This window comes from Mesorhizobium sp. M2A.F.Ca.ET.043.05.1.1 (genome assembly GCF_003952445.1).
GTDB lineage: Bacteria > Pseudomonadota > Alphaproteobacteria > Rhizobiales > Rhizobiaceae > Mesorhizobium.
The window spans coordinates 4,742,581-4,765,154 of the sequence record NZ_CP034446.1; the positions used below are offsets into that span (position 1 = coordinate 4,742,581).

Annotated in this window: 27 protein-coding genes and 1 pseudogene; 8 read left to right on the forward strand and 20 right to left on the reverse strand. The window is 64.9% G+C overall.

Annotation, left to right across the window (positions count from 1 at the left end):
* Positions 1 to 75: 75 nt before the first annotated feature.
* Positions 76 to 984 (reverse strand): LysR substrate-binding domain-containing protein, encoded by a 909-nt coding sequence (locus EJ069_RS22850; RefSeq protein ID WP_126063236.1) that lies wholly within the window; start codon positions 982 to 984, stop codon positions 76 to 78.
* Positions 985 to 1,084: 100 nt separating this feature from the next.
* Here EJ069_RS22850 and EJ069_RS22855 point away from each other — a divergent pair, with 100 nt between their 5' ends.
* Positions 1,085 to 1,270, forward strand: a complete 186-nt coding sequence (locus EJ069_RS22855; RefSeq protein WP_040986994.1) for a hypothetical protein — start codon at positions 1,085 to 1,087, stop codon at positions 1,268 to 1,270.
* Between the two features lie 19 nt (positions 1,271 to 1,289).
* Here EJ069_RS22855 and EJ069_RS22860 read toward each other — a convergent pair whose 3' ends face one another.
* Positions 1,290 to 2,246 (reverse strand): sugar-binding transcriptional regulator, encoded by a 957-nt coding sequence (locus EJ069_RS22860; RefSeq protein WP_126063237.1) that lies wholly within the window; start codon positions 2,244 to 2,246, stop codon positions 1,290 to 1,292.
* A gap of 207 nt (positions 2,247 to 2,453) precedes the next feature.
* Here EJ069_RS22860 and EJ069_RS22865 point away from each other — a divergent pair, with 207 nt between their 5' ends.
* Positions 2,454 to 3,086, forward strand: coding sequence for an HAD family phosphatase (locus tag EJ069_RS22865; RefSeq protein ID WP_126063238.1), 633 nt, complete (start codon positions 2,454 to 2,456; stop codon positions 3,084 to 3,086).
* A gap of 78 nt (positions 3,087 to 3,164) precedes the next feature.
* Here the strand turns inward: EJ069_RS22865 and EJ069_RS22870 are convergent, their stop codons facing one another.
* The 9 genes from EJ069_RS22870 to ureC form a co-directional block, all read right to left on the reverse strand.
* Complete coding sequence (locus EJ069_RS22870) at positions 3,165 to 3,932, reverse strand: class II aldolase and adducin N-terminal domain-containing protein (protein ID WP_040986987.1); 768 nt, start codon at positions 3,930 to 3,932, stop codon at positions 3,165 to 3,167.
* A 74-nt stretch (positions 3,933 to 4,006) separates the two neighbouring features.
* Positions 4,007 to 4,639 (reverse strand): urease accessory protein UreG, encoded by a 633-nt coding sequence (gene ureG / locus EJ069_RS22875; protein ID WP_042637471.1) that lies wholly within the window; start codon positions 4,637 to 4,639, stop codon positions 4,007 to 4,009.
* Positions 4,636 to 5,076 carry a DUF3995 domain-containing protein gene (locus tag EJ069_RS22880; RefSeq protein WP_126063239.1) on the reverse strand — a complete coding sequence of 147 codons (441 nt, stop codon included), beginning with the start codon at positions 5,074 to 5,076 and terminating at the stop codon, positions 4,636 to 4,638. Before EJ069_RS22880 ends, ureG begins: the two co-directional genes overlap by 4 nt.
* Positions 5,073 to 5,816 carry an urease accessory protein UreF gene (locus EJ069_RS22885; RefSeq protein WP_245456696.1) on the reverse strand — a complete coding sequence of 248 codons (744 nt, stop codon included), beginning with the start codon at positions 5,814 to 5,816 and terminating at the stop codon, positions 5,073 to 5,075. The genes EJ069_RS22880 and EJ069_RS22885 overlap by 4 nt, the downstream gene beginning before the upstream one ends.
* Positions 5,737 to 6,315 carry an urease accessory protein UreE gene (locus EJ069_RS22890; protein ID WP_126063240.1) on the reverse strand — a complete coding sequence of 193 codons (579 nt, stop codon included), beginning with the start codon at positions 6,313 to 6,315 and terminating at the stop codon, positions 5,737 to 5,739. The genes EJ069_RS22885 and EJ069_RS22890 overlap by 80 nt, the downstream gene beginning before the upstream one ends.
* On the reverse strand, positions 6,312 to 6,917 hold the full coding sequence (locus EJ069_RS22895) for a glutathione S-transferase family protein (protein WP_126063241.1): 606 nt from the start codon (positions 6,915 to 6,917) through the stop codon (positions 6,312 to 6,314). The genes EJ069_RS22890 and EJ069_RS22895 overlap by 4 nt, the downstream gene beginning before the upstream one ends.
* A 45-nt stretch (positions 6,918 to 6,962) precedes the next feature.
* Positions 6,963 to 7,556 carry a hypothetical protein gene (locus EJ069_RS22900; protein WP_126063242.1) on the reverse strand — a complete coding sequence of 198 codons (594 nt, stop codon included), beginning with the start codon at positions 7,554 to 7,556 and terminating at the stop codon, positions 6,963 to 6,965.
* A gap of 35 nt (positions 7,557 to 7,591) precedes the next feature.
* Positions 7,592 to 8,080, reverse strand: a complete 489-nt coding sequence (locus EJ069_RS22905) for a DUF29 domain-containing protein (protein WP_126063243.1) — start codon at positions 8,078 to 8,080, stop codon at positions 7,592 to 7,594.
* A 58-nt stretch (positions 8,081 to 8,138) separates the two neighbouring features.
* Positions 8,139 to 9,854: an urease subunit alpha gene (gene ureC, locus EJ069_RS22910; RefSeq protein WP_189476547.1), complete on the reverse strand. Its 1,716-nt coding sequence runs from the start codon at positions 9,852 to 9,854 to the stop codon at positions 8,139 to 8,141.
* A gap of 164 nt (positions 9,855 to 10,018) precedes the next feature.
* On the opposite strand from ureC, the gene EJ069_RS22915 reads away from it, so the two are divergent.
* Together EJ069_RS22915 and EJ069_RS22920 are read left to right on the forward strand one after the other, a co-directional pair.
* The gene (locus tag EJ069_RS22915) at positions 10,019 to 10,396 is read left to right on the forward strand and encodes a hypothetical protein (protein WP_126063245.1); all 378 of its coding nucleotides are present in this window, start codon (positions 10,019 to 10,021) and stop codon (positions 10,394 to 10,396) included.
* A gap of 201 nt (positions 10,397 to 10,597) precedes the next feature.
* Positions 10,598 to 11,074: a hypothetical protein gene (locus EJ069_RS22920; protein ID WP_126063246.1), complete on the forward strand. Its 477-nt coding sequence runs from the start codon at positions 10,598 to 10,600 to the stop codon at positions 11,072 to 11,074.
* Positions 11,075 to 11,109: 35 nt separating this feature from the next.
* On the opposite strand, the gene EJ069_RS22925 is transcribed toward EJ069_RS22920, so the two are convergent.
* From EJ069_RS22925 to EJ069_RS22945, 5 genes are read right to left on the reverse strand one after another with little or no spacing between them, the layout of a single operon-like run.
* Entirely contained in the window at positions 11,110 to 11,415 is a 306-nt protein-coding gene (locus tag EJ069_RS22925) for an urease subunit beta (RefSeq protein WP_126063247.1), read from the reverse strand.
* A gap of 7 nt (positions 11,416 to 11,422) precedes the next feature.
* A complete protein-coding gene (locus EJ069_RS22930) occupies positions 11,423 to 12,016 on the reverse strand; it encodes a HupE/UreJ family protein (RefSeq protein WP_126063248.1) in 594 nt (197 codons plus the stop codon).
* A 26-nt stretch (positions 12,017 to 12,042) separates the two neighbouring features.
* Positions 12,043 to 12,297, reverse strand: a complete 255-nt coding sequence (locus EJ069_RS22935; RefSeq protein ID WP_126063249.1) for a DUF1272 domain-containing protein — start codon at positions 12,295 to 12,297, stop codon at positions 12,043 to 12,045.
* Positions 12,298 to 12,324: 27 nt separating this feature from the next.
* On the reverse strand, positions 12,325 to 12,627 hold the full coding sequence (locus EJ069_RS22940) for an urease subunit gamma (protein ID WP_126063250.1): 303 nt from the start codon (positions 12,625 to 12,627) through the stop codon (positions 12,325 to 12,327).
* Between the two features lie 21 nt (positions 12,628 to 12,648).
* A complete protein-coding gene (locus tag EJ069_RS22945) occupies positions 12,649 to 13,470 on the reverse strand; it encodes an urease accessory protein UreD (protein ID WP_245456698.1) in 822 nt (273 codons plus the stop codon).
* Between the two features lie 251 nt (positions 13,471 to 13,721).
* Between EJ069_RS22945 and EJ069_RS22950 the strand changes: the two genes are divergently transcribed.
* The 3 genes from EJ069_RS22950 to EJ069_RS22960 all read left to right on the forward strand — a co-directional run bounded on the left by EJ069_RS22950 (position 13,722) and on the right by EJ069_RS22960 (position 16,046).
* Complete coding sequence (locus tag EJ069_RS22950) at positions 13,722 to 13,976, forward strand: acyl carrier protein (RefSeq protein WP_126063251.1); 255 nt, start codon at positions 13,722 to 13,724, stop codon at positions 13,974 to 13,976.
* 4 nt (positions 13,977 to 13,980) lie between these two features.
* Positions 13,981 to 15,189, forward strand: coding sequence for a beta-ketoacyl-[acyl-carrier-protein] synthase family protein (locus tag EJ069_RS22955; RefSeq protein WP_126063252.1), 1,209 nt, complete (start codon positions 13,981 to 13,983; stop codon positions 15,187 to 15,189).
* Positions 15,190 to 15,341: 152 nt separating this feature from the next.
* Entirely contained in the window at positions 15,342 to 16,046 is a 705-nt protein-coding gene (locus tag EJ069_RS22960; protein WP_126063253.1) for a glutathione S-transferase N-terminal domain-containing protein, read from the forward strand.
* 386 nt (positions 16,047 to 16,432) lie between these two features.
* Here EJ069_RS22960 and EJ069_RS22965 read toward each other — a convergent pair whose 3' ends face one another.
* The 4 genes from EJ069_RS22965 to EJ069_RS22980 all read right to left on the reverse strand — a co-directional run bounded on the left by EJ069_RS22965 (position 16,433) and on the right by EJ069_RS22980 (position 21,137).
* The gene (locus tag EJ069_RS22965; protein WP_348639335.1) at positions 16,433 to 16,735 is read right to left on the reverse strand and encodes a hypothetical protein; all 303 of its coding nucleotides are present in this window, start codon (positions 16,733 to 16,735) and stop codon (positions 16,433 to 16,435) included.
* A 212-nt stretch (positions 16,736 to 16,947) separates the two neighbouring features.
* A complete protein-coding gene (locus EJ069_RS22970) occupies positions 16,948 to 17,562 on the reverse strand; it encodes a nucleoside triphosphate hydrolase (protein WP_126063255.1) in 615 nt (204 codons plus the stop codon).
* Between the two features lie 322 nt (positions 17,563 to 17,884).
* Positions 17,885 to 18,991 carry a hypothetical protein gene (locus EJ069_RS22975; RefSeq protein ID WP_126063256.1) on the reverse strand — a complete coding sequence of 369 codons (1,107 nt, stop codon included), beginning with the start codon at positions 18,989 to 18,991 and terminating at the stop codon, positions 17,885 to 17,887.
* A 232-nt stretch (positions 18,992 to 19,223) separates the two neighbouring features.
* On the reverse strand, positions 19,224 to 21,137 hold the full coding sequence (locus tag EJ069_RS22980; protein WP_126063257.1) for a methyl-accepting chemotaxis protein: 1,914 nt from the start codon (positions 21,135 to 21,137) through the stop codon (positions 19,224 to 19,226).
* Positions 21,138 to 21,582: 445 nt separating this feature from the next.
* Between EJ069_RS22980 and EJ069_RS22985 the strand changes: the two are divergent.
* Positions 21,583 to 22,323 (forward strand): annotated as a pseudogene (locus EJ069_RS22985) (D-alanyl-D-alanine carboxypeptidase family protein); the annotation flags it as partial.
* Between the last annotated feature and the right edge of the window lie 251 nt (positions 22,324 to 22,574).

Genomic DNA, 22,574 nt, shown 5'->3' on the forward strand with positions numbered 1-22,574 from the left:
CAGCAGAAATGACGCCACATGACCCTGTCCGGCGACGTGGCCGGTGCATGGAGACGAAAGCTGAAGGCAGCCGGCTTACGCGCAGGCGATCTCAGCGAGGATCCAGTCGCGGAAGGCGCGGATCTTCGGCACGTTGCGGCGCGCCGTCGGATAGACCAGCCAGTAGGCGTGTCCGTCATCGCCGACGAGATCGAAAGGCTGGATCAGACGACCGTCGGCGAGCTCGTTCTTGAACAGCGCCCTGGTCAGGATCGCCACGCCATGGCCGGCCATTGCCGCGTTCGCCTCATAGGCCTGCGCGCCCATGCTGGAACCCGGCCGCTTGGCGAGATCATGGCCGGTCACGCCGGCGGCCTCGAACCATTGCGTCCACCAGACGTCGCCAGGGTCGAGGATGGGCAAGCGCAAAAGGTCCGCCGGCTCCTTGACGCCGCCTATGCTCGCCGCGAGCTTGGGGCTCAGCATCGGCGTGAAGTCGGCGTCGAGCAGCTTGTGCGCCTCCAGGCCCGGCCATTTGCCGCCGCCGGAACGGATGGCGAGGTCGACATCCTCGCGCGCGAAATCGGTCAGGCGGCTCGACGTGTCGAGCCGCACGGCCAGGGCCGGATGGGCAATCTGGAATGAGCCCAGATGCTGGGCCAGCCAGTTCGAGGCGAAGGTCAGCACGGTGGTGACGCAAAGCAGCCCGTCGGCGCCGCCGCGCGCCGCGGCATAGGCCTGACCCAGAATGGAAAAGGCTTCGCTGACGGCGGGCGCCAGGCGCTGGCCGGGTCCGGTCAACTCGATCTGCTTCGGCCGGCGCAGGAACAGCGGCGCGCCGATGCGTTCCTCCAGCAGCTTGATCTGGTAGCTCGCGGCCGCCTGGGTCATGCCCAATTCCTGCGCCGCCTTGGTGAAGGACAGGTGCCTTGCCACCGCTTCGAACACCCGGATCGCCTGCAGCGGCGGCAGCGGCGCAAGCTGCGGAGGGGTCAGATCGGGCATAAGGCCTCCTTATGGGTCATGATCGAGGTTTAATTGGAAGCACGAACCAGCCAGACCGATATTTGGGATCAACGATCAATCCAGTTCAAGGCTGACGATCATGGTCACGGTACAGGAAAAACTCGTTTCCACTCCCGCACGCGGCTGGTTTTTCACGCTGGTACGGGAATTTGCAAGGTTTTCGGGCCGCAGGCGCGGCTATATCGATGTCCGGGAACTATCCGAGCATCTGCAGCGCGACATGGGTTTTCTCGACGGCAATGATCCGCGCGGACCCTCGCAATAGCCGGCTTCTTTTATGGCCATCAGCCGGCAAGCAAGGCTTCGGCCGTCCGCTCGTCGGTGATGAGGCCGTTGACCAGCCGGCGATTGACGGCGGCGAGGATGCCCGGCAGCTTGCGCTCGCCCATAGCCAAGGCGATGACCAGCGACTTTTCCCGCGACGGCAGCGCGGCGGACGACACGCGGTCGTTGGTGATGCCCTCGATCATGCGGCCTTCGCGATCGAACACCCAGCCGACGATCTCGGCAATGCCGCCGGCCTTCTGCAGCGCCTTCAACTCGGTCTCCGAGATGAAGCCGTCTTCATAGAGCGGCGCCTTGGGTCCGAGATCGCCGATGCCGACGAAGGTGACGTCGGCTTCCGCGGCCAGCGCCAGCGTCGGCTGGATCATCGGCTGGTTGAGCAGCATCTCGCGCTCTTCTGGCGAGGAGGCGATGACCGGCAGCGGCATCGGGAAGGACCGCGCCTTGACGCGGTCGGCCATGGTGAAGATGACGTTGTAGAAGGCGGCCGAGCCGTCGGGCGAGATGTTGCCGGTCAAGGACACGACCTTGTGCTGCGGGCAGTCCATCGGCGGCAGCTGCTCGATAGCCGCTTTCAGCGTGCGCCCGGTGCCGATCGCCATGACGATGGGGGCTTCCGAGCGCAGCCGGCGCTCGATCTCGGCCGCGGCCGCCTCGGCGATGCCGATCGTCGTCGAGTTCGACGCCGGATCGCTCGGCACCACCTCGACAAGATCGAGCGCGAAACGCGATTTCAGCCGGGCGGCAAGGTCGAGGCAGTTGGCGATCGGGTGATCGACCCGCACCTTGATCAGGCCCTCCGACATGGCCAGCGATACCAGCCGCTGCGCCGTCTGCCTGGAAATGCCGAGCTTGGCGGCGATCTGATCCTGCGTGTTGCCGGCAACATAATAAAGCCAGCCGGCGCGCGCGGCATCGTCCAACCTAGTGCTGCCGGTTTCCTGTCGCAAACTCACGTCCTGCCTCCCCGCCCGCAAGAACGCTGAAACGGGCGCCATAGCTTACAGCGAATACGCCGGCGCGCAATTGTCTATCGAAAGAGCAATTGCTTGGATGCTCCACAGGTCTCCCGAAGATCCGCCGTCACGCCCCGAACCATTTGCCGGCAGGACGGTTTATCTCCGGCGGGAAACCGATTAAGGGGATCGGCGAAGGAGCCGCGCATGACGCCGAAAGCCGTTTTCTGGGATATGGACGGAACGCTGGTCGACAGCGAGCCGTTGCATGAGGCAGCGCTTGTGGCGGCGCTGCGCAGCGTCGGCATCGCCCCGCCGCACGACCTGCACGAGCGCGTGCTGGGCATCGCCGCATGGCCGGTCTACGAGATGCTGCGCGACGAATTCGGCCTATCGCTGCCCTTCGACGACTGGATCGTGCGCAAATACGATCACTATTTGCCGCTGGCGGAAACGCTGAAGCCACGCCCCGGCGCGATCCAGGTTTTCAACGAATTGCGCGCGCTCGGCGTCGAGCAGGCGGTGGTGTCCAATTCCGACCGGCTGATCGTCGATGCCAATCTGCGCGCCGTCGGCCTCACCTATCCGGGCATGATGACGGTCAGCCGCAACGACGTGATCGACGGCAAGCCGCTGCCCGAGCCCTTCCTGCGCGCCGCCTATCTCGCTGGCGTCGACCCGGCGGATGCTTTCGCCGTCGACGACAGCCTGACGGGCGCCATGGCCGGACTGGCGGCCGGCATGAAGACGCTCTTCTGGCCGGAAGCGCCGATGGAGGGTCCGGCCGGGGCGATTGTGATCAACAGCGCCGAGGAATTGCGGGCGCAGTTGGGGCTTTAACCCCGAAGGTCGGTGCTGCCCCTCATCCGGTCCTTCGGACCACCTTCTCCCCGTAAAACGGGGAGAAGGAAAGGCCGCTCAATTCCTATAAACCGGCTCTTCCTCGTCGAGGATCGCTTTCAGCTCGGCCAGATGGCGCTCGGCCTGGCCGGGGTAGTCGTCCATCTCGCGCGCGGTCTTCTCGGCGATCTCGTCGGAGAGCGTGCGCAGCGGCCGGCCGGTCCACAGCGCCTTGATGTAGGTCTCGGCGGCGCGCTCGAAGTAGAACATGCGATTGAAGGTGTCGGCGACGGTGTCGCCGATGACCATCACGCCATGATTGCCCATGACCATCACCTTGACCTTGGGGTCGGTGAGAAGCTGCGAGCAGCGCTCGCCCTCCTCCTCGAAGGCCAGTCCGCCATAATTGGCGTCGACGACATGGCGGTTGAAGAACATGGCCGAGTTCTGGTCGACCGGCGGCAGCGTCGAATCGGCGAGCGAGGCAAGCACCGTGGCGTGGATCGAATGGACATGCATGGCGCAGCGCGCATGCGGGACGTTGCGATGGATGGCGCCATGCAGGCCCCAGGCGGTCGGGTCCGGCGCGTTGGGGCCGGAGAGCGTGTCGGGATCGTTGGCGTCGATCAGGAGCAGGTCGCTCGCCTTGATGCGCGAGAAATGCACCTGGTTCGGGTTCATCAGGAACTTCGTGCCGTCCTCATTGACGGACAGCGAGAAGTGATTGGCCACCGCCTCATGCATGTTGAGCCGCGCGGTCCAGCGGAAGGCGGCAGCAAGGTCGACCCGCTCCTCGTAATAGGGCAGGTTGCTTAGCGGTTCCTTGTGCAGACGGGCAAGGCTCATCGAAAATCCTCCTGTTTGGGCGAGAATGCCGTGCGACGCCGCTGCCAGCAACCGATAATCGGTGGCTCAGCAGATCAAGCCGCCGGGCGCGCCGACTGCAACCCGCCCTGCTCGACGATGAAGTCGATCACGTCCTGCAACCCCTTGCCGCGCGACAGGTCGGTGAAGCCGAAGGGCCTTTTGCCACGCATGCGGCCGGCATCGCTCTCCATGACATCGAGGTTGACGTTCACATAGGGCGCCAGATCGCTCTTGTTGATGATGAGGAAATCCGAGCGGGTGATGGCCGGGCCGCCCTTCCTCGGGATCTCCTCGCCCTGGCAGACCGAGATGACATAAAGCGTCAGATCGGCAAGGTCGGGCGAGAAGGTGGCGGCGAGATTGTCGCCACCGGATTCGATGAAGATGATATCGAGGTCGGGGAATTTCTTGTTCAGTTCGGCGATCGCCCGCAGGTTGATCGAGGCGTCCTCGCGGATGGCCGTGTGCGGACAGCCGCCGGTCTCGACGCCGACGATGCGCTCTTCGGGCAATGCTTGCAGCCGCGCGAGCATCATCGCGTCCTCCTTGGTGTAGATGTCGTTGGTGACGACGGCGATTGAAAAGTCGTCGCGCAACGCCTTGCAGAGCTTTTCGGTGAGCGTCGTCTTGCCCGAGCCGACGGGGCCACCAATGCCAATGCGAAGAGGACCGTTTTTCGACGTCATGCCGGGAACTCCGAGGTAGAGAGAATGACAAAGCCCAGCCCGATCAACAGGCAGAGCGGCGAATAGAGACTTTGGTCGAGCCGCGCGAAAGGTTGCTCCGGCGCCAGCCTGCGCCACCAGGGTGTGAAGCCGACGATGCCGCGACCGAGGAAGACGAGGCCGATCATCAATGCGGTGGCCGCCAGGCCTTCCCGTGGAAAGGGCGTCGCAAAGACACCGGCAAGCGCCAGCGGCCAGAGCGTCGCGAGCGCGAGGCACGCGGCGACAGCGAAACTCGCGAAGGACGACGGCATCTCATCGATGTCGCGGAAGCCGACGACGGCGCGGGCGCATGACGCCTGGTCGGTTCCGGGCCAGATGCCGCCTATGCCCCAATAGACATGCAGCGTGGTGATCAAGAGCAGCACGAAGGAGAGGATGACGGCAAGCACGGTCATGAGCGGAACAGCCTGGAATATTGCGTTTCGTGCCGCATCGCCGCTATGTCGGACATGAAGGCCGCGCCGCCGAGACCATCGAGCGTAGACGCTGCTGCGCGGGCAGCCGTGGTCATAGCCAAGGCTTCAAAGCCGGCTAACAATGCGACCGCGTCGATCTGGCCAACGACGCCGAGCCTGATCGCCGCCTGCGCGAGGTTAGAGAAGAAAGCCTGCAGGAAGGCGGACAGCGCCGGCGAAAGATCGACGCCACCGCTGCCGGCAACGGCGCCGACCGCAACGCAATAGGGGCAATCGGCCGGCAGTCGTTGAAGCACCGGAGACGACCAGGCGGACGCTGCTTTGAGGAAGGCCGCGCCTTGGAGCATTGTCTCCATATGACGCTCCCGCGATCCGGCAAGCGCCTCGGCCAGCGCGGCGACTTCGTTGAGTTCGCCATCATCGCGCGCGCGGCGCCAGGCTTCGGCGAACAGCACGGCGTCGTTCCAGCCCGAGCCGATCTCGACCAGAGTCTCGAGCCAGCCGGCGAGATCGTCGCGATTTGCGATCAGCCCGTCATGCGCGGCGCGCTCGAGCCCGTGGCTGTAGGAGAAGCCGCCGACCGGAAAGGCCGGCGACAGCCAGGCCATCAGCCGCAGCAGCGCGACGCTGGAAAGCTGCTCAGTCATGATGATGGTGGTGGCCGTGATGGTGGTGATGGTCATGATCGTGATGATCGTGGCCATGGTGGTCGTGGTCATGACGATCATGCGAATGGCCATGATCGTGGCCATGCCCGGAATAGGCGCCACGCACCGGACTGAACGGCTGCGAAACCTCGTTCACCGTGGCGCCGAGGCCTTCGAGCATCGCCTTGATGACATGGTCGCGCAGGATGAGGATGCGGTCCGCCTCGATCGCCGCCGAGAGGTGGCGGTTGCCGATGTGCCAGGCGAGCTCGGTGAGATGAACGGCGTCGCGGGCGCGGATGTCGTAGACTTCCTCGGGCGCCGCGACGATCTCGAGCTGGCGGCCGTCTTCCAGCACCAGCCGGTCGCCATTGTTCAGTGCCACCGGCTCGGACAGGTCGACCAGCACCTTGTCGCCGGCCACGGTCTCGATGGCGCGGCGGCGCAGATGCCGCTCGTCATGCGGCAGCACGGCCTTGTCGTAGGGCGTCGTCAATCCGGTCTCGCCTGCCAAGAGCACTGACACGGCGCGTGGAAACTTGGTGAAATCGGTGGTGATGTTGAGCTTCATTTCATGGCTCCGCCATTAGCTTGGGCGCGGGCACGAGCAGGGCGCCCGAGGACACGGTCGAAATAGGCATTCACCCGGTCGGATTCGATCGGGAAGCGGCCGGCACGCGCCCAGCCGCCCATATCGCCGAGCAAGACGTCAACGGCCGAGAAGCGATCGCCCAAGGCATAGGGCTTGTCGCCAAGCCGGCGATCCAGCGCCTTTATTTCGGATGCGAAATCATAGGCCGCGGCCGGGCCGACATCGACCCGAACATCCTTCGGCAGCAGGAAGCGGTGGCGCAGCTTGTTCCAGAGCGGCGCTTCCAACTCACTCTGGGCGAAATGCATCCATGAATCCATCTCGGCGCGCCCGGCAACGCCCGGATTGGCGCCCATGCCTTTGTCGGCATGCTTGTCGGCCAGATAGACGCAGATCGCGGCCGAATCCGTGATTTTCAGGTCGTCGTCGAGCAGGATCGGCACCTTGCCTGAAGGGTTGAGCGCGTAGGCTTCCGGCGAGCGCAGCTTCACCTCGACGAACTCATAGGGCTGTCCGAGTTCCTCGAGCATCCAGAGCACCCGGCTGACGCGGGAGCCGCGCGATCCGACAGCCTTGTACATGGTTGAACCCTTGCCTTTCCAAGAACCCTACCGCATCGCGAGCGCTCAGACGATGGTGTCGAACAGCCGCAGGATGAACGATATCTGATAGATCAGCGCGGCCGCGACGAAGGCGATGTGGAAGCGTTTGTCGCGCACCAGGATCGCAACGATGCAGAGCGCCACGAAGACCGGCGTGCGGAACAGATATTCGTTGCCGAAGCGGGCGAAATGCTCTGGACCCTTGAGCAGCGTGTCGATGACGTCGAGCAGATAGGTCGCGCCAAGCAACCCGAAGAACCAGGCGCGGCGCGAATAGAAATAGTCCTCGTAGCTGGTGTAATCGAGCATCGAATCCGGAAACAGCAGAGCGCAGAGCAGGAACAACGTGATGGCGTAGAAGATGATGAAAAGGTACTTGCCGAAGGTCCAGTTCTCGATGGCGTAGAGGCCGAACTCCCACCACCAGAAATGCACCAGCATCAACAGCACCGAGGCGACCCAGGCGAGATGCACCGCATAGAGCCGGTACTGGCCGGGATGCTGGACGATGCGGGCGGTTCCCGAAAGCAGCCGGGTGACGCCGAGGCCGATCACCATGCCCATGACGATGCGGATATGCGGGAAGATATCGTGCTGGGAGGCGATTTCGGTGGGCATTGGCCTTAAACAAGGAATGCGGAAAGAAGCAGTGGTCAGTCTCGCAGGAAGTCGTCCATCGAAAGCGGCCCACCTGGCCAAAATCGACCGTCGAGCGCCTGCTTGGATGTAAAGGGAGGTTCGCTGGGAAAATATGCCTTCTTCATTCCTGTCTCTCTGACAGCAACAGGCAAAGCTCCCTTATACGCCTCCTCGAAGATTTGCGCGGGATATCGGCGAAGGCTCGGGCTGTCCTTGATGATACCGTCGATCCAGGTGCGCTGCTCGGAGATCGACGCCTGCCAGCTATGGCACCTGTGGCCTGGTTGGAATTCCCACTTCAGGAGGTGTGTGATCAACACTTCCATCCTGCTACGGATCTCCCGCTTGTCCCTCCTTCCCAAGCTCTCGATCTCCTCGGCCAAATTCTCGCGGTCAAGCTCGGAAAGACGTCCCTCGCGCAGCAGCGAGCCTTGCTCGGCACACCACTGGACAAAATCCGCTTCGTAGGGCGTCAACGCCCGGAGGCGATCAATCCTGTTCATAGGCGCATCATGCCCTCAATTTGCGAAAATCGCAAAGAACGCGCCCGCACGTCGCCCGTCAAAACAGAAAATACCGCTGCGCCATCGGCAGCACGGTGGTCGGCTCACAGGTCAAGAGCTCGCCGTCGGCGCGCACCTCGTAGGTTTCCGGATCGACCTCGACATGCGGCGTGGCGTCGTTGAGCACCATCGAGTGCTTGCCGATGCCGCCGCGTGTGTTCTCGACCGCGACCATCGCCTTGTCGACGCCGAGCTTGTCCCGCAGGCCGGCGTCGAGCGCCGCCTTCGAGACGAAGGTCACCGAGGAGTTGGTCAGCGCCTTGCCATAGGCGCCGAACATCGGCCGGTAGTGCATCGGCTGCGGCGTCGGGATCGAGGCGTTCGGATCTCCCATGGGGGCAGCGGCGATCGAGCCGCCGACCAGCACCATCTCCGGCTTGACGCCGAAGAAGGCCGGATTCCACAGCACGAGATCGGCGCGTTTGCCGACGGTTATCGAACCGATCTCCTTCGACAGGCCGTGCGCGATGGCCGGGTTGATCGTGTATTTGGCGATGTAGCGGCGGACGCGGAAATTGTCGTTGTCGCCGGTTTCGTCGGGCAGCGCGCCACGCTGGCGCTTCATCTTGTCGGCGGTCTGCCAGCAGCGGATCGCCACCTCGCCGACGCGGCCCATGGCCTGGCTGTCGGAGGAGATGATCGAAAAGGCGCCTATGTCGTGCAGGATGTCCTCCGCCGCGATCGTCTCCTTGCGGATGCGGCTCTCGGCGAAGGCGATGTCCTCGGGAATCGACGGCGACAGATGGTGGCAGACCATCAGCATGTCGAGATGCTCGGCCAGCGTGTTGACCGTGTAGGGCCTGGTCGGATTGGTCGAGGACGGGATGACGTTGGGCAGGCCGCAGACCTTGATGATATCCGGGGCATGGCCGCCGCCTGCGCCCTCGGTGTGGAAGGCATGGATAGTGCGGCCCTTGATGGCCGCCACCGTGTTCTCGACAAAGCCCGATTCGTTCAGCGTGTCGGTGTGGATCATCACCTGCACGTCGTAGGCGTCGGCGACCGACAGGCAGCAATCGATGGCGGCCGGCGTCGTGCCCCAATCCTCATGCAGCTTCAGCGAGCAGGCGCCGGCCAGCACCATCTCTTCCAGCGCCGCCGGCTTTGACGCATTGCCCTTGCCCGACAGGCCGATATTCATCGGGAAGGCGTCGAAGGACTGGATCATGCGCGCCATATGCCAGGGGCCGGGTGTGCAGGTGGTGGCCAAGGTGCCATGCGCCGGGCCGGTGCCGCCGCCGAGCATGGTGGTTATGCCGCTCATCAGCGCTTCCTCGATCTGCTGCGGGCAGATGAAATGGATATGCGCGTCGAAGCCGCCGGCGGTGAGGATCTTGCCCTCGCCGGCGATGATTTCGGTGCCCGGACCAATGATGATGGTGACGCCATCCTGCGTATCCGGATTACCGGCCTTGCCGATCGCGGCGATACGGCCATCCTTCAGGCCGATATCGGCCTTGACGATGCCGGCAAGCGCATCGACGACCAGCGCATTGGTGATGACGGTGTCGACGGCGCCCTCGGCCCGCGTCACCTGGCTCTGGCCCATGCCGTCGCGGATGACCTTGCCGCCGCCGAATTTCACTTCCTCGCCGTAGACGGTGAGGTCCTTCTCGACCTGGACGAACAGCTCGGTGTCGGCAAGCCGCACCTTATCGCCGACCGTCGGTCCATACATCTGCGCATAGGAGGCGCGGCTTATCCTGGCCATCAGCAATTGCTCCCGAAATTCCAATTGTTTGTGCGCGGGGCACACATTGTCGCCACCCAATGGTCACGCAATGACCCGCTCGCCGACACTTTGAGCGCCCATTTCAGCGTTCCCATCGGGCCGTTGAGGCGGGCGGAATCACTCCCAATCCGATGGAAGGAATATCCATGCGCAACGCGATACTTGTCGCCGCAGCCGCCACCTTGATGATGGCGGGCAGTGCCGGCGCCCAGCAGCAGCCGACGCAACAACCCAGCCCGGCACGGACCGCCCCCGCCGCGCCGAAAGCCCAGTCCGCAGCACCGGCGATCCAGAGCGTCAACGTCGTCGACATCACCGAACTGCCCAAGGACGCGCAGACGCAGGTCAACCAGATCGTGGCGCAGCGCGGCGACGCCGGCCTGCAGACCTTGCGCAAGTCGATCGACGCGACGCCCAAGGTGAAATCCGCGCTCGAAGCCAAGGGCATGAGCTCGGCGCAGGTGATTGCCGCCAGCATGCAGCCCAATGGGGCGCTGACGCTGATCACCAAGAAAGCGAGCTGATCGCGCGCCCCGGCGGACCGTCTTGCGGTCCGCCGCCCATATTTTGAAAAGAATGCGGGCCGCCTTGTGGTCCGCCAACCATATTTTGAAGGGAATGCGGGCCGCCTCGCGGGCCGCCGTCAGGCCTTCGAAGGGAACCTGCGGCCAGGCCGGACCGTTTCGCTGTTTTCGCCCCGCCACGAGGTCAGTCAGGAGCGAGCGATGGCGAATGGCCGGCGTTTTGCAAGATGGAGTCCCGTGGTTGCCGCCTCGCTTTTCGCGGTCGCGGCGGCCGCTGCGCAGCCGTTGGGCAGCGACAAGCCTGCCGCCGGGATTGTCGATTCCGATGTCCGCCAGGAAGAGGCGCTCTCCAGGACGGAGGCCGGAAAAGTCATCACCGCCATCGACCAGACCCGCGACAATATCGGCACGGTGCGCAAGACCACCAAGCTCGACAGGGTCGATATCGTGTTCCTGACCGATGCGGCGCGCAGCGAAGGCGGGCCGCCGCCGGCCATCGAGAACAAAATGAAGCAGCATCAGGACGATGTCGCCGAGCTGCGCCAGGAGATCGAGGCGAACGCCCTGCTCTTCAACGCGATCGATTCCCGGCGCGTGCAGGCCGAGGACGTGCTCGCCGTGGAGTTCGACAATCCGGGGCAGGTCGTCATCTACGCGGCCGCCAAGCCCCCGAAGTGATGGCCTCCGAAGTGATTTGAGCGCGGCGGCGGACCTCACAGCTTGCCCATCACCTTCTGCTGGAAGCCATAGACCTCGCGTTTTCCCCCCAGTGCCACCAGCGTGACGTCGCGTTCCTGGCCCGGCTCGAAGCGCATGGCGGTGCCGGCGGCAATGTCCAGCCGCATGCCGCGCGCGCGCTCGCGGTCGAATTTCAGGCCCTCATTGGTCTCGAAGAAATGATAATGGCTGCCGACCTGGATCGGCCGGTCGCCGCTGTTGGCGACCTTGAGGGTGACGGTCGGCCGGCCCTTGTTGAGGTCGATCTCGCCTTTGGCGCCGATAACTTCACCGGGGATCATCGCGCCCTCACACCATGCCGAAGGAAAGGCCGACGCCGATCGCCGCGCAAGCGGCGCCGGCGGCGCGCGCCAGGCCGCGGAAGCGCCACCCAAGCCGAAGGCCGGCCGCCATGCCGACACCGTGGAGCAGCGCGGTGGCGGCGGCAAAGCTAGCCATATATTCGAGGCCGGCAGCGTTTTCCGGCACCTCGGCGCCATGGGCGTGACCGTGGAAGAGAGCGAACAGGCCGATGATGGCGACCCCGGCCGAGACCGGCAGGTCGATCGCCAGCGCCACCAGCAGGCCGAGCGCCACGACGGAAGCGAGGATGCCCGGCTCGACGAAAGGCACCGGCACATGCAGCATGCCGAGCGCGCCGCCGACCAGCATCACGCCGAGGAAGGCAAGCGGCCAGCCCCAGAGCGCCTTGCCGCCCTTCATCGCCGCCCACAGGCCGACGGCGACCATGGCCGTCATGTGGTCGAGGCCGGACAGCGGATGCGCGAAGCCGGCGGCGAAGGAAGAGGTGGAGCCTGCGCCGACATGGGCGTAAGCGGGCATCGCCGCCGCCAGGAAAAGGATCGCGGCAAGTGCGGTTCGTTTCGTCGAGGCGGGGATCATCTTTCTGCCCTTTCCAATTGACTTGGTTAAGCGGCCTTGCGCGGGCCGCAGCCTTCGGCCTTGAGCACGCGCCTGGTCGATGGCGGATATTTCGTCAGCTTGCCTGCCGGCCGGATTGGCCGCGGCGCGAAATTGCCGCCGCAATTGGGGCAGACGCCGCCCAGCACATTGTCCACGCAGTCGGCGCAGAAGGTGCATTCGAAGGTGCAGATCAGCGCATCCGTCGCCTCCGGCGGCAGATCCTTGTCGCAGCATTCGCAATTTGGCCTAAGCTCCAGCATCGGTCTTCCTCCTCACCGGATCGGCCCTTACCTGATCGGCTCGTGCACGGTCACCAGCTTGGTGCCGTCGGGAAACGTCGCCTCGACCTGGACGTCGTAGATCATCTCGGCGATGCCGTCCATGACCTGGGCGCGGGTGACGACATGGGCGCCGGCCTCCATGAGTTCCGCGACGGGACGGCCGTCGCGGGCGCCTTCGACGACGAAGTCGGTGATCAGGGCGATGGCTTCGGGATGGTTGAGCTTGACGCCACGCTCCAGGCGCTTGCGCGCCACCATCGCCGCCATGGCGATCAGCAGCTTGTCTTTTTCACGCGGCGTAAGATTCATGCAATGTCCCGGTATTTCAGATCAGAGTGACCACAATTTAGGCAGGCCCGCCCGTCCGTTGAGCAGTTCGACGAGCGGAACCAACCGCTTGCGGAGCTGGTAGCCGTCGCCGGCGGTGAGCCTCGCAAGAAGCTTGCCAGATCGGCCGACGCTCCAGAAGCTGACGCCGCCGCCGGCGGCAGAGTCGCCGATAATGGCGCGGGCCGCCTCGAGCAGGCTTTCCGCTTGCGGCGAAACGAGCAGCAGCGTCGCGATGGCAAGCGCGCCGCCGGTCGCCGCCGGCCGCCGCAACGTTGCCGCGATATCCGGACCGATCCGGAAATCCTCCGCATGGACCAGCGTGCCGCCCTGGCGGACCCGCCAGCGGTCGTGGAAGCTGCCTCGAACCGTCCGCTCGCCCATCGCCAGCCGGCCGAACAGCGTGGCTTCGAGCACCAGCGCCTCGGCATCCTCCGCGAGATCGACATCCAGCGTGCGGGCGAAGGCGGCGCGGTCGAAAACGATAGTTTCCTGCGGCAGCCAGGCGAGGCGCCCGCCCGGACCAACCCGCAGGCCGACATTTGTCTCGGCCCTGTCGGCGGCGGCGCGATAGACCTTCTCGCAGGCCTGGGTGGTGATGGAGGCGGAGGCGCCGGCGCCGACCTCGATCGTCCAGCCGAGGCGGTCGCCGCCGGTCATTCCGCCGGCCGTGTTGATGAGCACCGCCTCGAGCGGATCGCCCTGCACCGCCGGCAGGCGGATCTTGGCCGACCCGTCCTGGTAGAGCCGCTGCAGGCGCGTCCGGCCATCGCTCTTGCCGCAGAAAAGCCTGGCTCGCCCGGCAACACGTTGCGCGGCAGGCAAAGGAGCGCCGGCCAAAGGCAAGGCGGGTGTCAGGGCGTTGTCGATCGTGTCCACGTTTCCAGGTTAAGCACTCCGGCGGCTTTGTCGATATATCGCTTGTTGCTTGACATCGTTTTGGTTTCTATAGAGGGAAGCCACCCTGGAGCGGTCGCGCGGTGTCTGGCGAGGTAAGGGCAACGGCGTTGTTGGATCCGGGGACCAAAAAAGGGCGCTGATCAGTTGGCGTCGGGAAACGACAGGGAAGGAACCGAATGGCTGACCAGCTGACGACCGAGATCATCGAAAAGATCAAAGCGCATGCCGACACCGGCGGTGAGGAAATCACCACCAGCACCGATCTCGGAACGCTCGGCATCCATTCGCTGGAATTGACCGAGATCATCTTCGATCTCGAGGAGAAGTACGGCATCGAGATCGAGATGAACACGGTCGATGCCTGGAGCAACCTGAAGAACGTCGGCGACATGGTCGAGGCGGTTCGCGAACTGATCGCGAAAAAAGCCTGACTGCATGCAAAAACGCGTCGTCATCACCGGTATTGGCGGGATTTGCGGGCTCGGCAACGATGCGCCGGCGATGTGGGACGCCATGCGCGCCGGCCGCTCGGCCATCGGCCCGATCGACAATCCGTCGCTGCATGACCTCAAGGTCAAGACCGGCTGCGAAATCAAGGACCTGCCCGAACATGGCATCGACCGCAAGCAGGTCGTGTCGATGGACCGTTTCAGCCTGCTGGCGGTGATCGCCGCGCGCGAGGCCATGCGGCAGTCCGGATTGACGGCACATGCCGACAACACCTACCGGATGGGCGCAATCGTCGGCATCGGCGTCGCGGGCTTCGAGACCATCGAAGAGAATTACCGCGCGATCCTGCTCGAAGGGCGCAATCGCGCTGCCATCTTCACCGTGCCGAAAGTGATGCCGGGCGCGGCCGCCGGCCAGGTGAGCATGGCGCTCGGACTGCGCGGCCCTGTCTTCGGCGCCACCTCGGCCTGCTCGTCGGCCAACCATGCAATTTCCACGGCGGTCGACCAGATCAGGCTCGGCCGCGCCGACGTGATGATTGCCGGCGGCACCGAAGCGCCGCTGGTATGGGGCGTGCTCAAGGGCTGGGAGGCGCTCAGGGTGCTTTCGCCCGACACGTGCCGGCCATTCTCGGCCGACCGCGCGGGGCTTGTGCTTGGCGAAGGCGCCGGCATGGCGGTGCTCGAAAGCTACGATCACGCAATGGCGCGCGGCGCCACCATCCTGGCGGAGATCGCCGGCGTCGGGCTTTCCGCAGATGCCTCCGACATCGTCGCGCCGACCGTCGAGGGACCGGAAGCGGCGATGCGCTTCTGCCTGGCCGATGCCGGGCTCAATCCGGAAGACGTCGACTACCTCAACGCTCATGGCACCGGCACCAAGGCCAATGACCAGATCGAGACCGCCGCGATCAAGCGCGTCTTCGGCAACCACGCCCCGTCGCTCTCAGTGTCCTCGACCAAGTCGATGCATGCGCATTGCCTCGGCGCTTCCGGCGGACTGGAGATGATCGCCTGCGTGATGGCGATCCGCGACGGCATCGTGCCGCCGACCGCCAATTATCGCGAGCCCGACCCGGAATGCGACCTCGACGTGACGCCCAACACGGCGCGCGAGCGCAAGATACGCGCCGCGCTCAGCAACAGTTTCGCCTTTGGCGGCACCAATGCGGTGCTGGCCTTCAAGGCGGTCTGATCACAATCCCGGTTGACTGTATGTGCATCGGCCGCCGGTGGCTGGTGTGTATTGATCCCGGCCGGCCGGGGACCTAATTCTTCCTCACCCCGCCGTATTCTTTGCCACCCATTGTGAGCGCCGCCCGGCGCCAGCCCTATCCGGAGTTTCCGATGACCGACCTGTCCGCCTTTCCGATCGCCAAGCGCTGGCCGGCCAAGCATCCCGAGCGCCTGCAGCTCTATTCGGCCACGACGCCCAATGGCGTGAAGGTCTCGATCGCGCTGGAGGAGATCGGCCTGCCCTATGAGCCGCATTATGTCGATATCGGCAAGAACGAGAGCTGGACGCCGGAGTTCCTGTCGCTGAACCCGAACGGCAAGATACCGGCCATCATCGACCCGGACGGCCCGGGCGGCAAGCCGATCGGCCTGTTCGAGTCCGGCGCCATCCTGCTCTATTTGGCCGACAAGACCGGCAAGCTCATTCCCGCCGATCCGGCACGGCGCTACGAGACGATCCAGTGGGTGTTCTTCCAGATGGCGGCGATCGGCCCGATCTTCGGGCAGGTCGGCTTCTTCCACAAATTCGCCGGGCGCGAGATCGCCGACAAGCGGCCGCTCGAACGCTACCGCGACGAATCGCGGCGGCTGATCGGCGTGCTTGAAACGCGGCTGAAGGGCCGCAAGTGGATCATGGATGACGACTACACGATCGCCGATGTGTCGATGCTGGGCTGGGTGCGCAACCTGATCGGCTTCTACGAAGCGCGCGAGCTGGTCGGTTTCGATGATTTCCCGACCGTCGCAGAATGGCTGGAGCGCGGCCTGGCGCGGCCGGCGGTGAAAAGGGGCCTCGCCATTCCAGCGAAAGGCTGAAGACGGTTCCGGTAAACGCTTGCGGCACAAAAAAGTCCTGCGGGCGCGCCCATGCCGGGCTGGTTTCGACGCTCGGCGCTTTGGCTGAAGGTAGCGGTGGGCTAAGCGGGCGCGGCTAGCGCCCACGTTGGAGATTAGCTGAAACCCCATGACGTCGGCATACTCAGGCTTGACCCGAGTATCCATGCCGTGCCCGCTGCCGTAGAGTGCAACGGTGCAGAATTCTGTAACCGCAGCAACGCTTTAGCGTTACGGCATGGATTCCAGGGTCTGCGCGCGTCGCTTCGCTCCTTGCTCCGCCCTGGAATGACGACCGAGCTGTCTTGACGGCCAACCGCGAAGGTCCCGCTCGGCGACTTCGCCGTCCGGAATCGCGTAAAAAGGGACTATTTCGCCTTGGCCTTTCCACCACCACGGCCAAGCACGGACGCAGCCAGCCTTGCCGTCGCTACCACCGCGCCGGTCGCAACGCTTGCAACGGTGCGGATCGGGCCCGACGTCTTCGTTGCCGACTTGTGCGGCCTATGCGCCTTGGGCCCGACCTTGTGGGCCACGGCTGGCGTTACTTTCTTCGGGGCCGCCTTGCCGAAAGCCGGCTTGGCGTCCTTCGACCGCTCGGCGATCGCCGGGCCGGCGCCCGCCTTGGCCTGCGTCGTCCTGGATTGGGTGGCCTTGGTTTTTTTGGCCACGGGCTTTCTGCTGTTGGTTGCCATCTGACAGTTCCTGCTCGCTTCTTTTCGCAATTCCGGACGGAAAGCGGTTGTGCGCTTCCTGGGATTGCTCCGGCGCCGGACAATTCGGGATAGGCTGATAACGGCGTGAAAACCTTAAAGTTCCCGTCCGAAAATATCGAAAATTGAGCAGGTTAACCAATCACCAAGCGTCATTGATCAAAGACCCGTCATTGACCGATGACCATGTCGGCCGGCCGGCGCCGCGCCAGCACGCGCTCAATATTGGGCATGTCGTTGGAGGCGATCCAGGCGCGGGCGTCGTCATCCGACTTGCCATGCTCGCGCCAGCGCTCCAACAGCCGGCGCTCCAGCTCATTGCGCGGCACGTCGACGAAAATGGTGAAATCGAACAGAGGCGCCAGCCGCGACCACGGCTCCTCGTCGAGCAGCAGGTAGTTGCCCTCGACCAGGATGAACTTGGTGTCGGCGGAAACGATCTCGGCCGCCGCGCGCGACAGTTCGATGCTGCGGTCGAAGACCGGAATGGCGATGTCGGGTTCGCCTGAGCGGATGCGCTTCAGCAACGTCTCGAAGCCGGCGAAGTCGAAGGTTTCCGGCGCGCCCTTGCGCGGACGCAGGCCGCGGCGGTTGAGGATGATGTCGTCATAGTGGAAGCCGTCCATCGGCACGACCTCGGATGTGCCCTCAGGCAAGAGCTCATGGAGGTTCGCCGACAGCGTCGACTTGCCGGAGCCCGGCGGACCGGCAATGGCGACGACGAAGCGCTTGGCCTTGCCGGCGCGCTTGAAGATGGCGGCTGTGATATGGGCGATCTCGGACATCGGCGCCTCTTCGGTAAGGTTGCGGCCGGCATTTTGGCGGGTGTCGGTGGAAATTTCAAACTGGGATCGCTGATGCCGAAGTTTCGATCGCTTACCCACCTTCGAGATTAGCCGAGACGCCCATCTCATCGTCATCCACGGGCGGAGCAAGGAGCGAAGCGACGCGCGCAGACCCGAGGATCCATGCCGTGACGTTGAGGCGTTACAACGGTGCAGAATTCTGCTCCGCTTGTGTCCTTCGGCCAAGGTCACGGCATGGATTCCAGGGTCTGCGCGCGTCGCTTCGCTCCTTGCTTCGCCCTGGAATGATGAATTTCAGAGCTCACGCCGGAAGCGAGCGCCCGATGCGCAGGAAGTCGCCGTCGAACGGCGCCTCCTTCACCGCGCCGTTCGGGGCAAGGACGCGCAAACGATCGGTCACCGCCTCGATCTCGGCAGGCGCATCGGCCTCGGCGAACGGAACCGCGCCGATGACATGGCGAAACGACACCGACCGCCCCTCGGCCAGCGCGAAGGCCGTGGCCACGCCTTCATGCTTCAGCCAATTGTCGCCGAGCGAGGCGGCATGGCCCATCGCGCTGCGGCCGTCCTCGATGCCGAGCACGCCGAGATGGCGGCCGCTCCAGGGCGCGTAGTCGCGGCCGCCGTTCGAGAACCAGAGCATGGTGACGGGCAGTTCGGCCGGGTTCTTCAGCACCAGAACCAGGTCCTGCTCGGCGCGCCGCGCGATCGCCGTCCAGCCCGGGCCGCCATGATCCGCCTCGACCAGGGTGATGAAATCCTCGCGCCTGTCATCCATGCGGTAGTCGGTGAGGTCGGTGGTGCCGCCGGCGGCGAGCGGAAACTGCGTGAGGTCGGCGGCGCGGGCAGGATAGGCCAGCATGAAGCGGCCGCGCGCCGGGTCGGGCTCCAGCGGCGTTGGGGGCGTGACCGCGACGCGCTTGGGCGAGAAGGCGAGCCGGCCGCCGCCTTGCATCACCGTCATCGGATGATGGGCGGCGGAGATGGCGCCGGAGCCGCCGGAGAAGACGTGCTCCTGGTAAAGGAAAGGATGGCCGTCGCGCAGGGTAAAAACCTTGTCGACGGCGGCGCCCATCACCTTGCGGCGCAGCCGGAACACGGCCCGCCAGCCGCCGGCAATGGCGGCGTTCTCGACGACGTCCCATTCGCTGTTGGCCGGCCAGCCATGCAGAGGTGCCGCCTCGACGTCGCTGGCGGAGAAGGGCGCGCAGAGGAAATCGCCCGACAGGCGCACCGTGCCTTCCGGAAGGTTCGCGGGCAATGTCTCGCGCGGTGCGCCGATCCAGGGCGCGCGATGCAGCGGTTTCAGAACGCGGCCGTCGGCCTCGACCTCCATGGCAGCGATATGGCCGACGGCGAGATCGAGCGAGACGGAGATGCCCTTTGCGCCGATCGTGACCGTGTTCATGAATGCCTCCCGCGAATCTTTTCTCGCGGGGAGCAAAGCCCGTCGAATGCCTCCTGTGCAAGCAGCGCGATCGGCATTTTGCATCAGTTCCTCCCCTTGTGGGGAGGGTCGGCGAGCGGTCGGAGCAAAGCGGAGACCGGTCGACGGGGAGGGGTCTGAAAAAAGAGTCTTTTCGACCCCCACCCCGATCCGCTGCGCGGATCGACCCTCCCACAGGGGGGAGGGTGGAGCCCTACTGCCTTTTATACTCCCGCACCGGCGACTTCGTGCCATCCGTATAGGTGACCTGCACCGCCATCGATTTCACGTCGTCCTTGACCTTGAAATAGGGCTGGTAGTCGGAGGGAATGGCGTAGGGGTCCTTGGCGTCGCAGGGCGGCATCTTGATCTCCTTGTCAAGCGCCGTGCCGTTGAGGCTGTAATGCACCGCCTTGATGGCGCAGCGGTAGGAGAGCATCTGGGTGAAATAGACCAGGCCGCGATTGCCGCCGGAATCGAAAGCGATCCACGAGGTCCAGAACTGGTCGAGGATCTGCTTGTTCTCCTGCTGCAGCGCGCCGTCGGGATCGAAGCGGATGTCGAACGGGCCGGTCTCGCGGCCGCGGATGTCGAGATATTTTATCGCGATGGTGGTGGCGGCGGTGCTGTCCGGCAACTCGAAGCTCGGATTGGGCATCGGCTTGCCCGTGCGCTGGTCGTTCATCGCCATCAGGCCAGTGTCGGTGAACGGGCCGGTGTCGCCGAGGCGCCAGGAGATCGCCGTCGCCGGCTCGGGCAGCGAGATCGTCATCGACCAGCCGGCATTGGAGCGCATCGGCGTCAGCGTCGGCACGAAGCGCGACGGGTCGAGCACGTCGCCCAACGCCGTCAGCCGGCTGCGGCTGCGGTCCAGCCAGTCGGCCAGTTGTGTCTGGTCGACGAAATATTTGAGCAGGCCGCCATCCTGCTCGTAGGAGACGAATTTGCTCAGCGCCTGCGCCTCGCTGCGCTTGTCGGCCAGCGTCTGGCTGCCGAGGCGATCCTCGGAAAATTCCTGCGCCAGGAGAAAGTAAGCCGGCGCGTAATCGGGGTTGGCCGCGATGAAGGCGTTGAGCTTGTCGAGCCGCTGCGCGTCGTCGAACTGCAACAGATGCACGAGCTTGATCGACGGCGCCTTGGCCTTTTCCGCCAGCGTGCCGAACACTTCACGGGCGCCGGCCTTGCCGTCCTGGACCCGAAGCAGCGTGGCAAAGCGCGTGTAGGGATCGATCGCGTCGACGTCGAAGCCGGCAAAGGCGAGATAGGAGCGGCGGGCGTTGAGCATGTCGCCGGCGAGTTCGTAAACGCGGGCGTTGTGGTAGAACTCGTCCGGACGCTTCGGATCGGCGATCGCGCCGCCCTGCGCCGCAAGCTGGGCAAAACCCTTGGCGATGGTGTCGATCGAAGCGGCGATCTGCTCGGTCGTCGCCTGCAGCTTTTCTGCCTGCGCCTGCTGCTGTTGCTGGCCGGCGGCCAAGGTGTCGGTCGTCTGCTTGACCGCCTCGACAGTCTTCTGCGTCTCGGCGCCCTGCGCGGTCTGCTGTTGCTGGGTGGAAGCGATCTGCTCGGTCTTCTGCGCCACCGTATCCGTGGTCTGTTTGACCGCCTCCACGGTCTTCTGCGTCTCGGCACCCTGCGCGGTCTGCTGTTGCTGGGTGGAAGCGATCTGCTCGGTGGTCTTGGCGACCGTGTCGGTCGATTTCTTGACCTCCTCGACCGTTTTCTGCGTCTCGGTGACCGTCTGCTCGATCTTCGCCACCTTCTGCGAGACGATGCCCAGCGATTGCTGCAGCTCGGCGACGGCAGGCACAAGGTTGGCGATCACGCCGTTCTGCGAATTCGTTTCCTGCTGGATGCCGTAGACGCCGCCGGCGATCGCCGCCGCACTGGTGGCGAAGATCAGCGCCGGCATCGCCTTGGCGGCCAGCACCAGCCGCAGCACCATGGCGACGGCGATGATGATGGCCGCGACGGCGGCGACCAGGGCAATGTAGGCGGCAAAGGGCCCGAGCGGATTGAGCACATCGCCGACCGCGCCGCTGATGAAAGCAAAGCTCGCCGCCCATTTGCCGGTGCGGCTGAGCGACGCCCTGAGCAACGAGGTCGTACCCGTGGCGATTTCCGACATGCCGATCCCCCAAATCCAAGCCGCGACATATTAGCGGAAAGCTGGGGCGGATGGCAAAGCGGGGCGAGCCGGGCATGGACTGCCCCTCACCCAGCCTCCGCTTCGCTCGGCTGACCTCTCCCCGGCGGGGAGAGGAGACTGTCGGCGTCGGCGCAGCCTCTTCTCCCCCACGGGGAGAAGTGGCCGCGAAGCGGCCGGATGAGGGGGCGGCGCCAACGTCGAAGGACAAGAACCCTTCCTCCACCTTCCGAAACCTGGCAAATGCCTTGTCTCCCTCGTTAACCAGTTGGACGCGGCACATGCGTTACGTTAGCTTCGCCGCATCTCAGCAACAGCTTTAGAACAAGTCTTGCCCCCTACCTTCCCTCTCCTTCAGAAACTTATCGCCCTGTTGGCACTGCTCGCGCTGGTCGCGGGCTGCACGACGGCGGCGCCCCCTGAAAGCGTGCTCACTGTCCCGGCGCAGCCGCAGAAATATGCGGCGATCGTGGTCGACGCCTCGACCGGCAAGACGCTGTTCGAGGTCAATTCGAGGTCGCAGCGCTATCCGGCGTCGCTGACCAAGATGATGACGCTCTACATGCTGTTCGAGGCGCTGGAGAGCGGCCGGGTGACCAAGGAAACGCGGATCCCGGTTTCCGACCACGCCGCCTCGCAGCCGCCGACAAAACTGCGTTTTAGGCGCGGCGAGACGATCGACGTCGATTCCGCCATCCGCGCCATGGTGGTGAAGTCGGCTAACGACGTGGCGGTGGCGGTGGGCGAATATCTGGGCGGCGGCTCGGAGGACCAGTTCGCCGCCATGATGACCGCCAAGGCGCGCTCGCTCGGCATGAGCGGCACCAATTTCCGCAACGCCTGCGGCCTGCCCGACGACGGCCAGGTGACCACGGCGCGCGACATGGCGGTGCTCGGCATGGCGCTGGAAAAGCGCTTCCCGCAGCATTTCCACTATTTCTCCGAAAGCGACTTCATGTTCCGCGGCAGGCTGGTGCGCGGCCACAACGACATGCTGGGCCGCGTGCGCGGCGTCGACGGCATCAAGACCGGCTACATAAGGGCTTCCGGCTACAACATCGTCACCTCCTACAATGCCGACGGGCGGCATCTGATCGTGGTGGTGATGGGCGCCGACAGCGCGCGCCAGCGCAACGACCATGTCGAGGCGCTGATCCAGCGGAGCCTCGGACCGGCGATCGCCGACGCGAGCCAGCCCAGGCTGATGTATTCCGGCCAGCAGCCGGCCTCGCCGCCGCTGCTTCCACCGGCGGACTCGGCGTTGCCAGGGTTGCCGCCGCAGCAGGCGACGCCCGCGTCGGCGGTGCCGGGTTCGTCGGCGTCCGACTTTCCGTCGCCGGATCTGGCGTCGCCCGGCGCGCCGCTGCTGCCGACGCAGTAGGGCGGCGGATCACGAGGAGCACCTGACGCTCTTCCACA

Coding starts and splice junctions, on each gene's coding strand:
- EJ069_RS22850 (WP_126063236.1), bottom strand. CDS start 984: ATGCCCGATCTGACCCCTCCGCAGCTTGCGCCGCTGCCGCCGCTGCAG.
- EJ069_RS22855 (WP_040986994.1), top strand. CDS start 1,085: ATGGTCACGGTACAGGAAAAACTCGTTTCCACTCCCGCACGCGGCTGG.
- EJ069_RS22865 (WP_126063238.1), top strand. CDS start 2,454: ATGACGCCGAAAGCCGTTTTCTGGGATATGGACGGAACGCTGGTCGAC.
- EJ069_RS22870 (WP_040986987.1), bottom strand. CDS start 3,932: ATGAGCCTTGCCCGTCTGCACAAGGAACCGCTAAGCAACCTGCCCTAT.
- ureG (WP_042637471.1), bottom strand. CDS start 4,639: ATGACGTCGAAAAACGGTCCTCTTCGCATTGGCATTGGTGGCCCCGTC.
- EJ069_RS22880 (WP_126063239.1), bottom strand. CDS start 5,076: ATGACCGTGCTTGCCGTCATCCTCTCCTTCGTGCTGCTCTTGATCACC.
- EJ069_RS22885 (WP_245456696.1), bottom strand. CDS start 5,816: ATGACCACGACCACCATGGCCACGATCATCACGATCATGACCATCACC.
- EJ069_RS22890 (WP_126063240.1), bottom strand. CDS start 6,315: ATGAAGCTCAACATCACCACCGATTTCACCAAGTTTCCACGCGCCGTG.
- EJ069_RS22895 (WP_126063241.1), bottom strand. CDS start 6,917: ATGTACAAGGCTGTCGGATCGCGCGGCTCCCGCGTCAGCCGGGTGCTC.
- EJ069_RS22900 (WP_126063242.1), bottom strand. CDS start 7,556: ATGCCCACCGAAATCGCCTCCCAGCACGATATCTTCCCGCATATCCGC.
- EJ069_RS22905 (WP_126063243.1), bottom strand. CDS start 8,080: ATGAACAGGATTGATCGCCTCCGGGCGTTGACGCCCTACGAAGCGGAT.
- EJ069_RS22915 (WP_126063245.1), top strand. CDS start 10,019: ATGCGCAACGCGATACTTGTCGCCGCAGCCGCCACCTTGATGATGGCG.
- EJ069_RS22920 (WP_126063246.1), top strand. CDS start 10,598: ATGGCGAATGGCCGGCGTTTTGCAAGATGGAGTCCCGTGGTTGCCGCC.
- EJ069_RS22925 (WP_126063247.1), bottom strand. CDS start 11,415: ATGATCCCCGGTGAAGTTATCGGCGCCAAAGGCGAGATCGACCTCAAC.
- EJ069_RS22930 (WP_126063248.1), bottom strand. CDS start 12,016: ATGATCCCCGCCTCGACGAAACGAACCGCACTTGCCGCGATCCTTTTC.
- EJ069_RS22935 (WP_126063249.1), bottom strand. CDS start 12,297: ATGCTGGAGCTTAGGCCAAATTGCGAATGCTGCGACAAGGATCTGCCG.
- EJ069_RS22940 (WP_126063250.1), bottom strand. CDS start 12,627: ATGAATCTTACGCCGCGTGAAAAAGACAAGCTGCTGATCGCCATGGCG.
- EJ069_RS22950 (WP_126063251.1), top strand. CDS start 13,722: ATGGCTGACCAGCTGACGACCGAGATCATCGAAAAGATCAAAGCGCAT.
- EJ069_RS22955 (WP_126063252.1), top strand. CDS start 13,981: ATGCAAAAACGCGTCGTCATCACCGGTATTGGCGGGATTTGCGGGCTC.
- EJ069_RS22960 (WP_126063253.1), top strand. CDS start 15,342: ATGACCGACCTGTCCGCCTTTCCGATCGCCAAGCGCTGGCCGGCCAAG.
- EJ069_RS22970 (WP_126063255.1), bottom strand. CDS start 17,562: ATGTCCGAGATCGCCCATATCACAGCCGCCATCTTCAAGCGCGCCGGC.
- EJ069_RS22975 (WP_126063256.1), bottom strand. CDS start 18,991: ATGAACACGGTCACGATCGGCGCAAAGGGCATCTCCGTCTCGCTCGAT.
- EJ069_RS22980 (WP_126063257.1), bottom strand. CDS start 21,137: ATGTCGGAAATCGCCACGGGTACGACCTCGTTGCTCAGGGCGTCGCTC.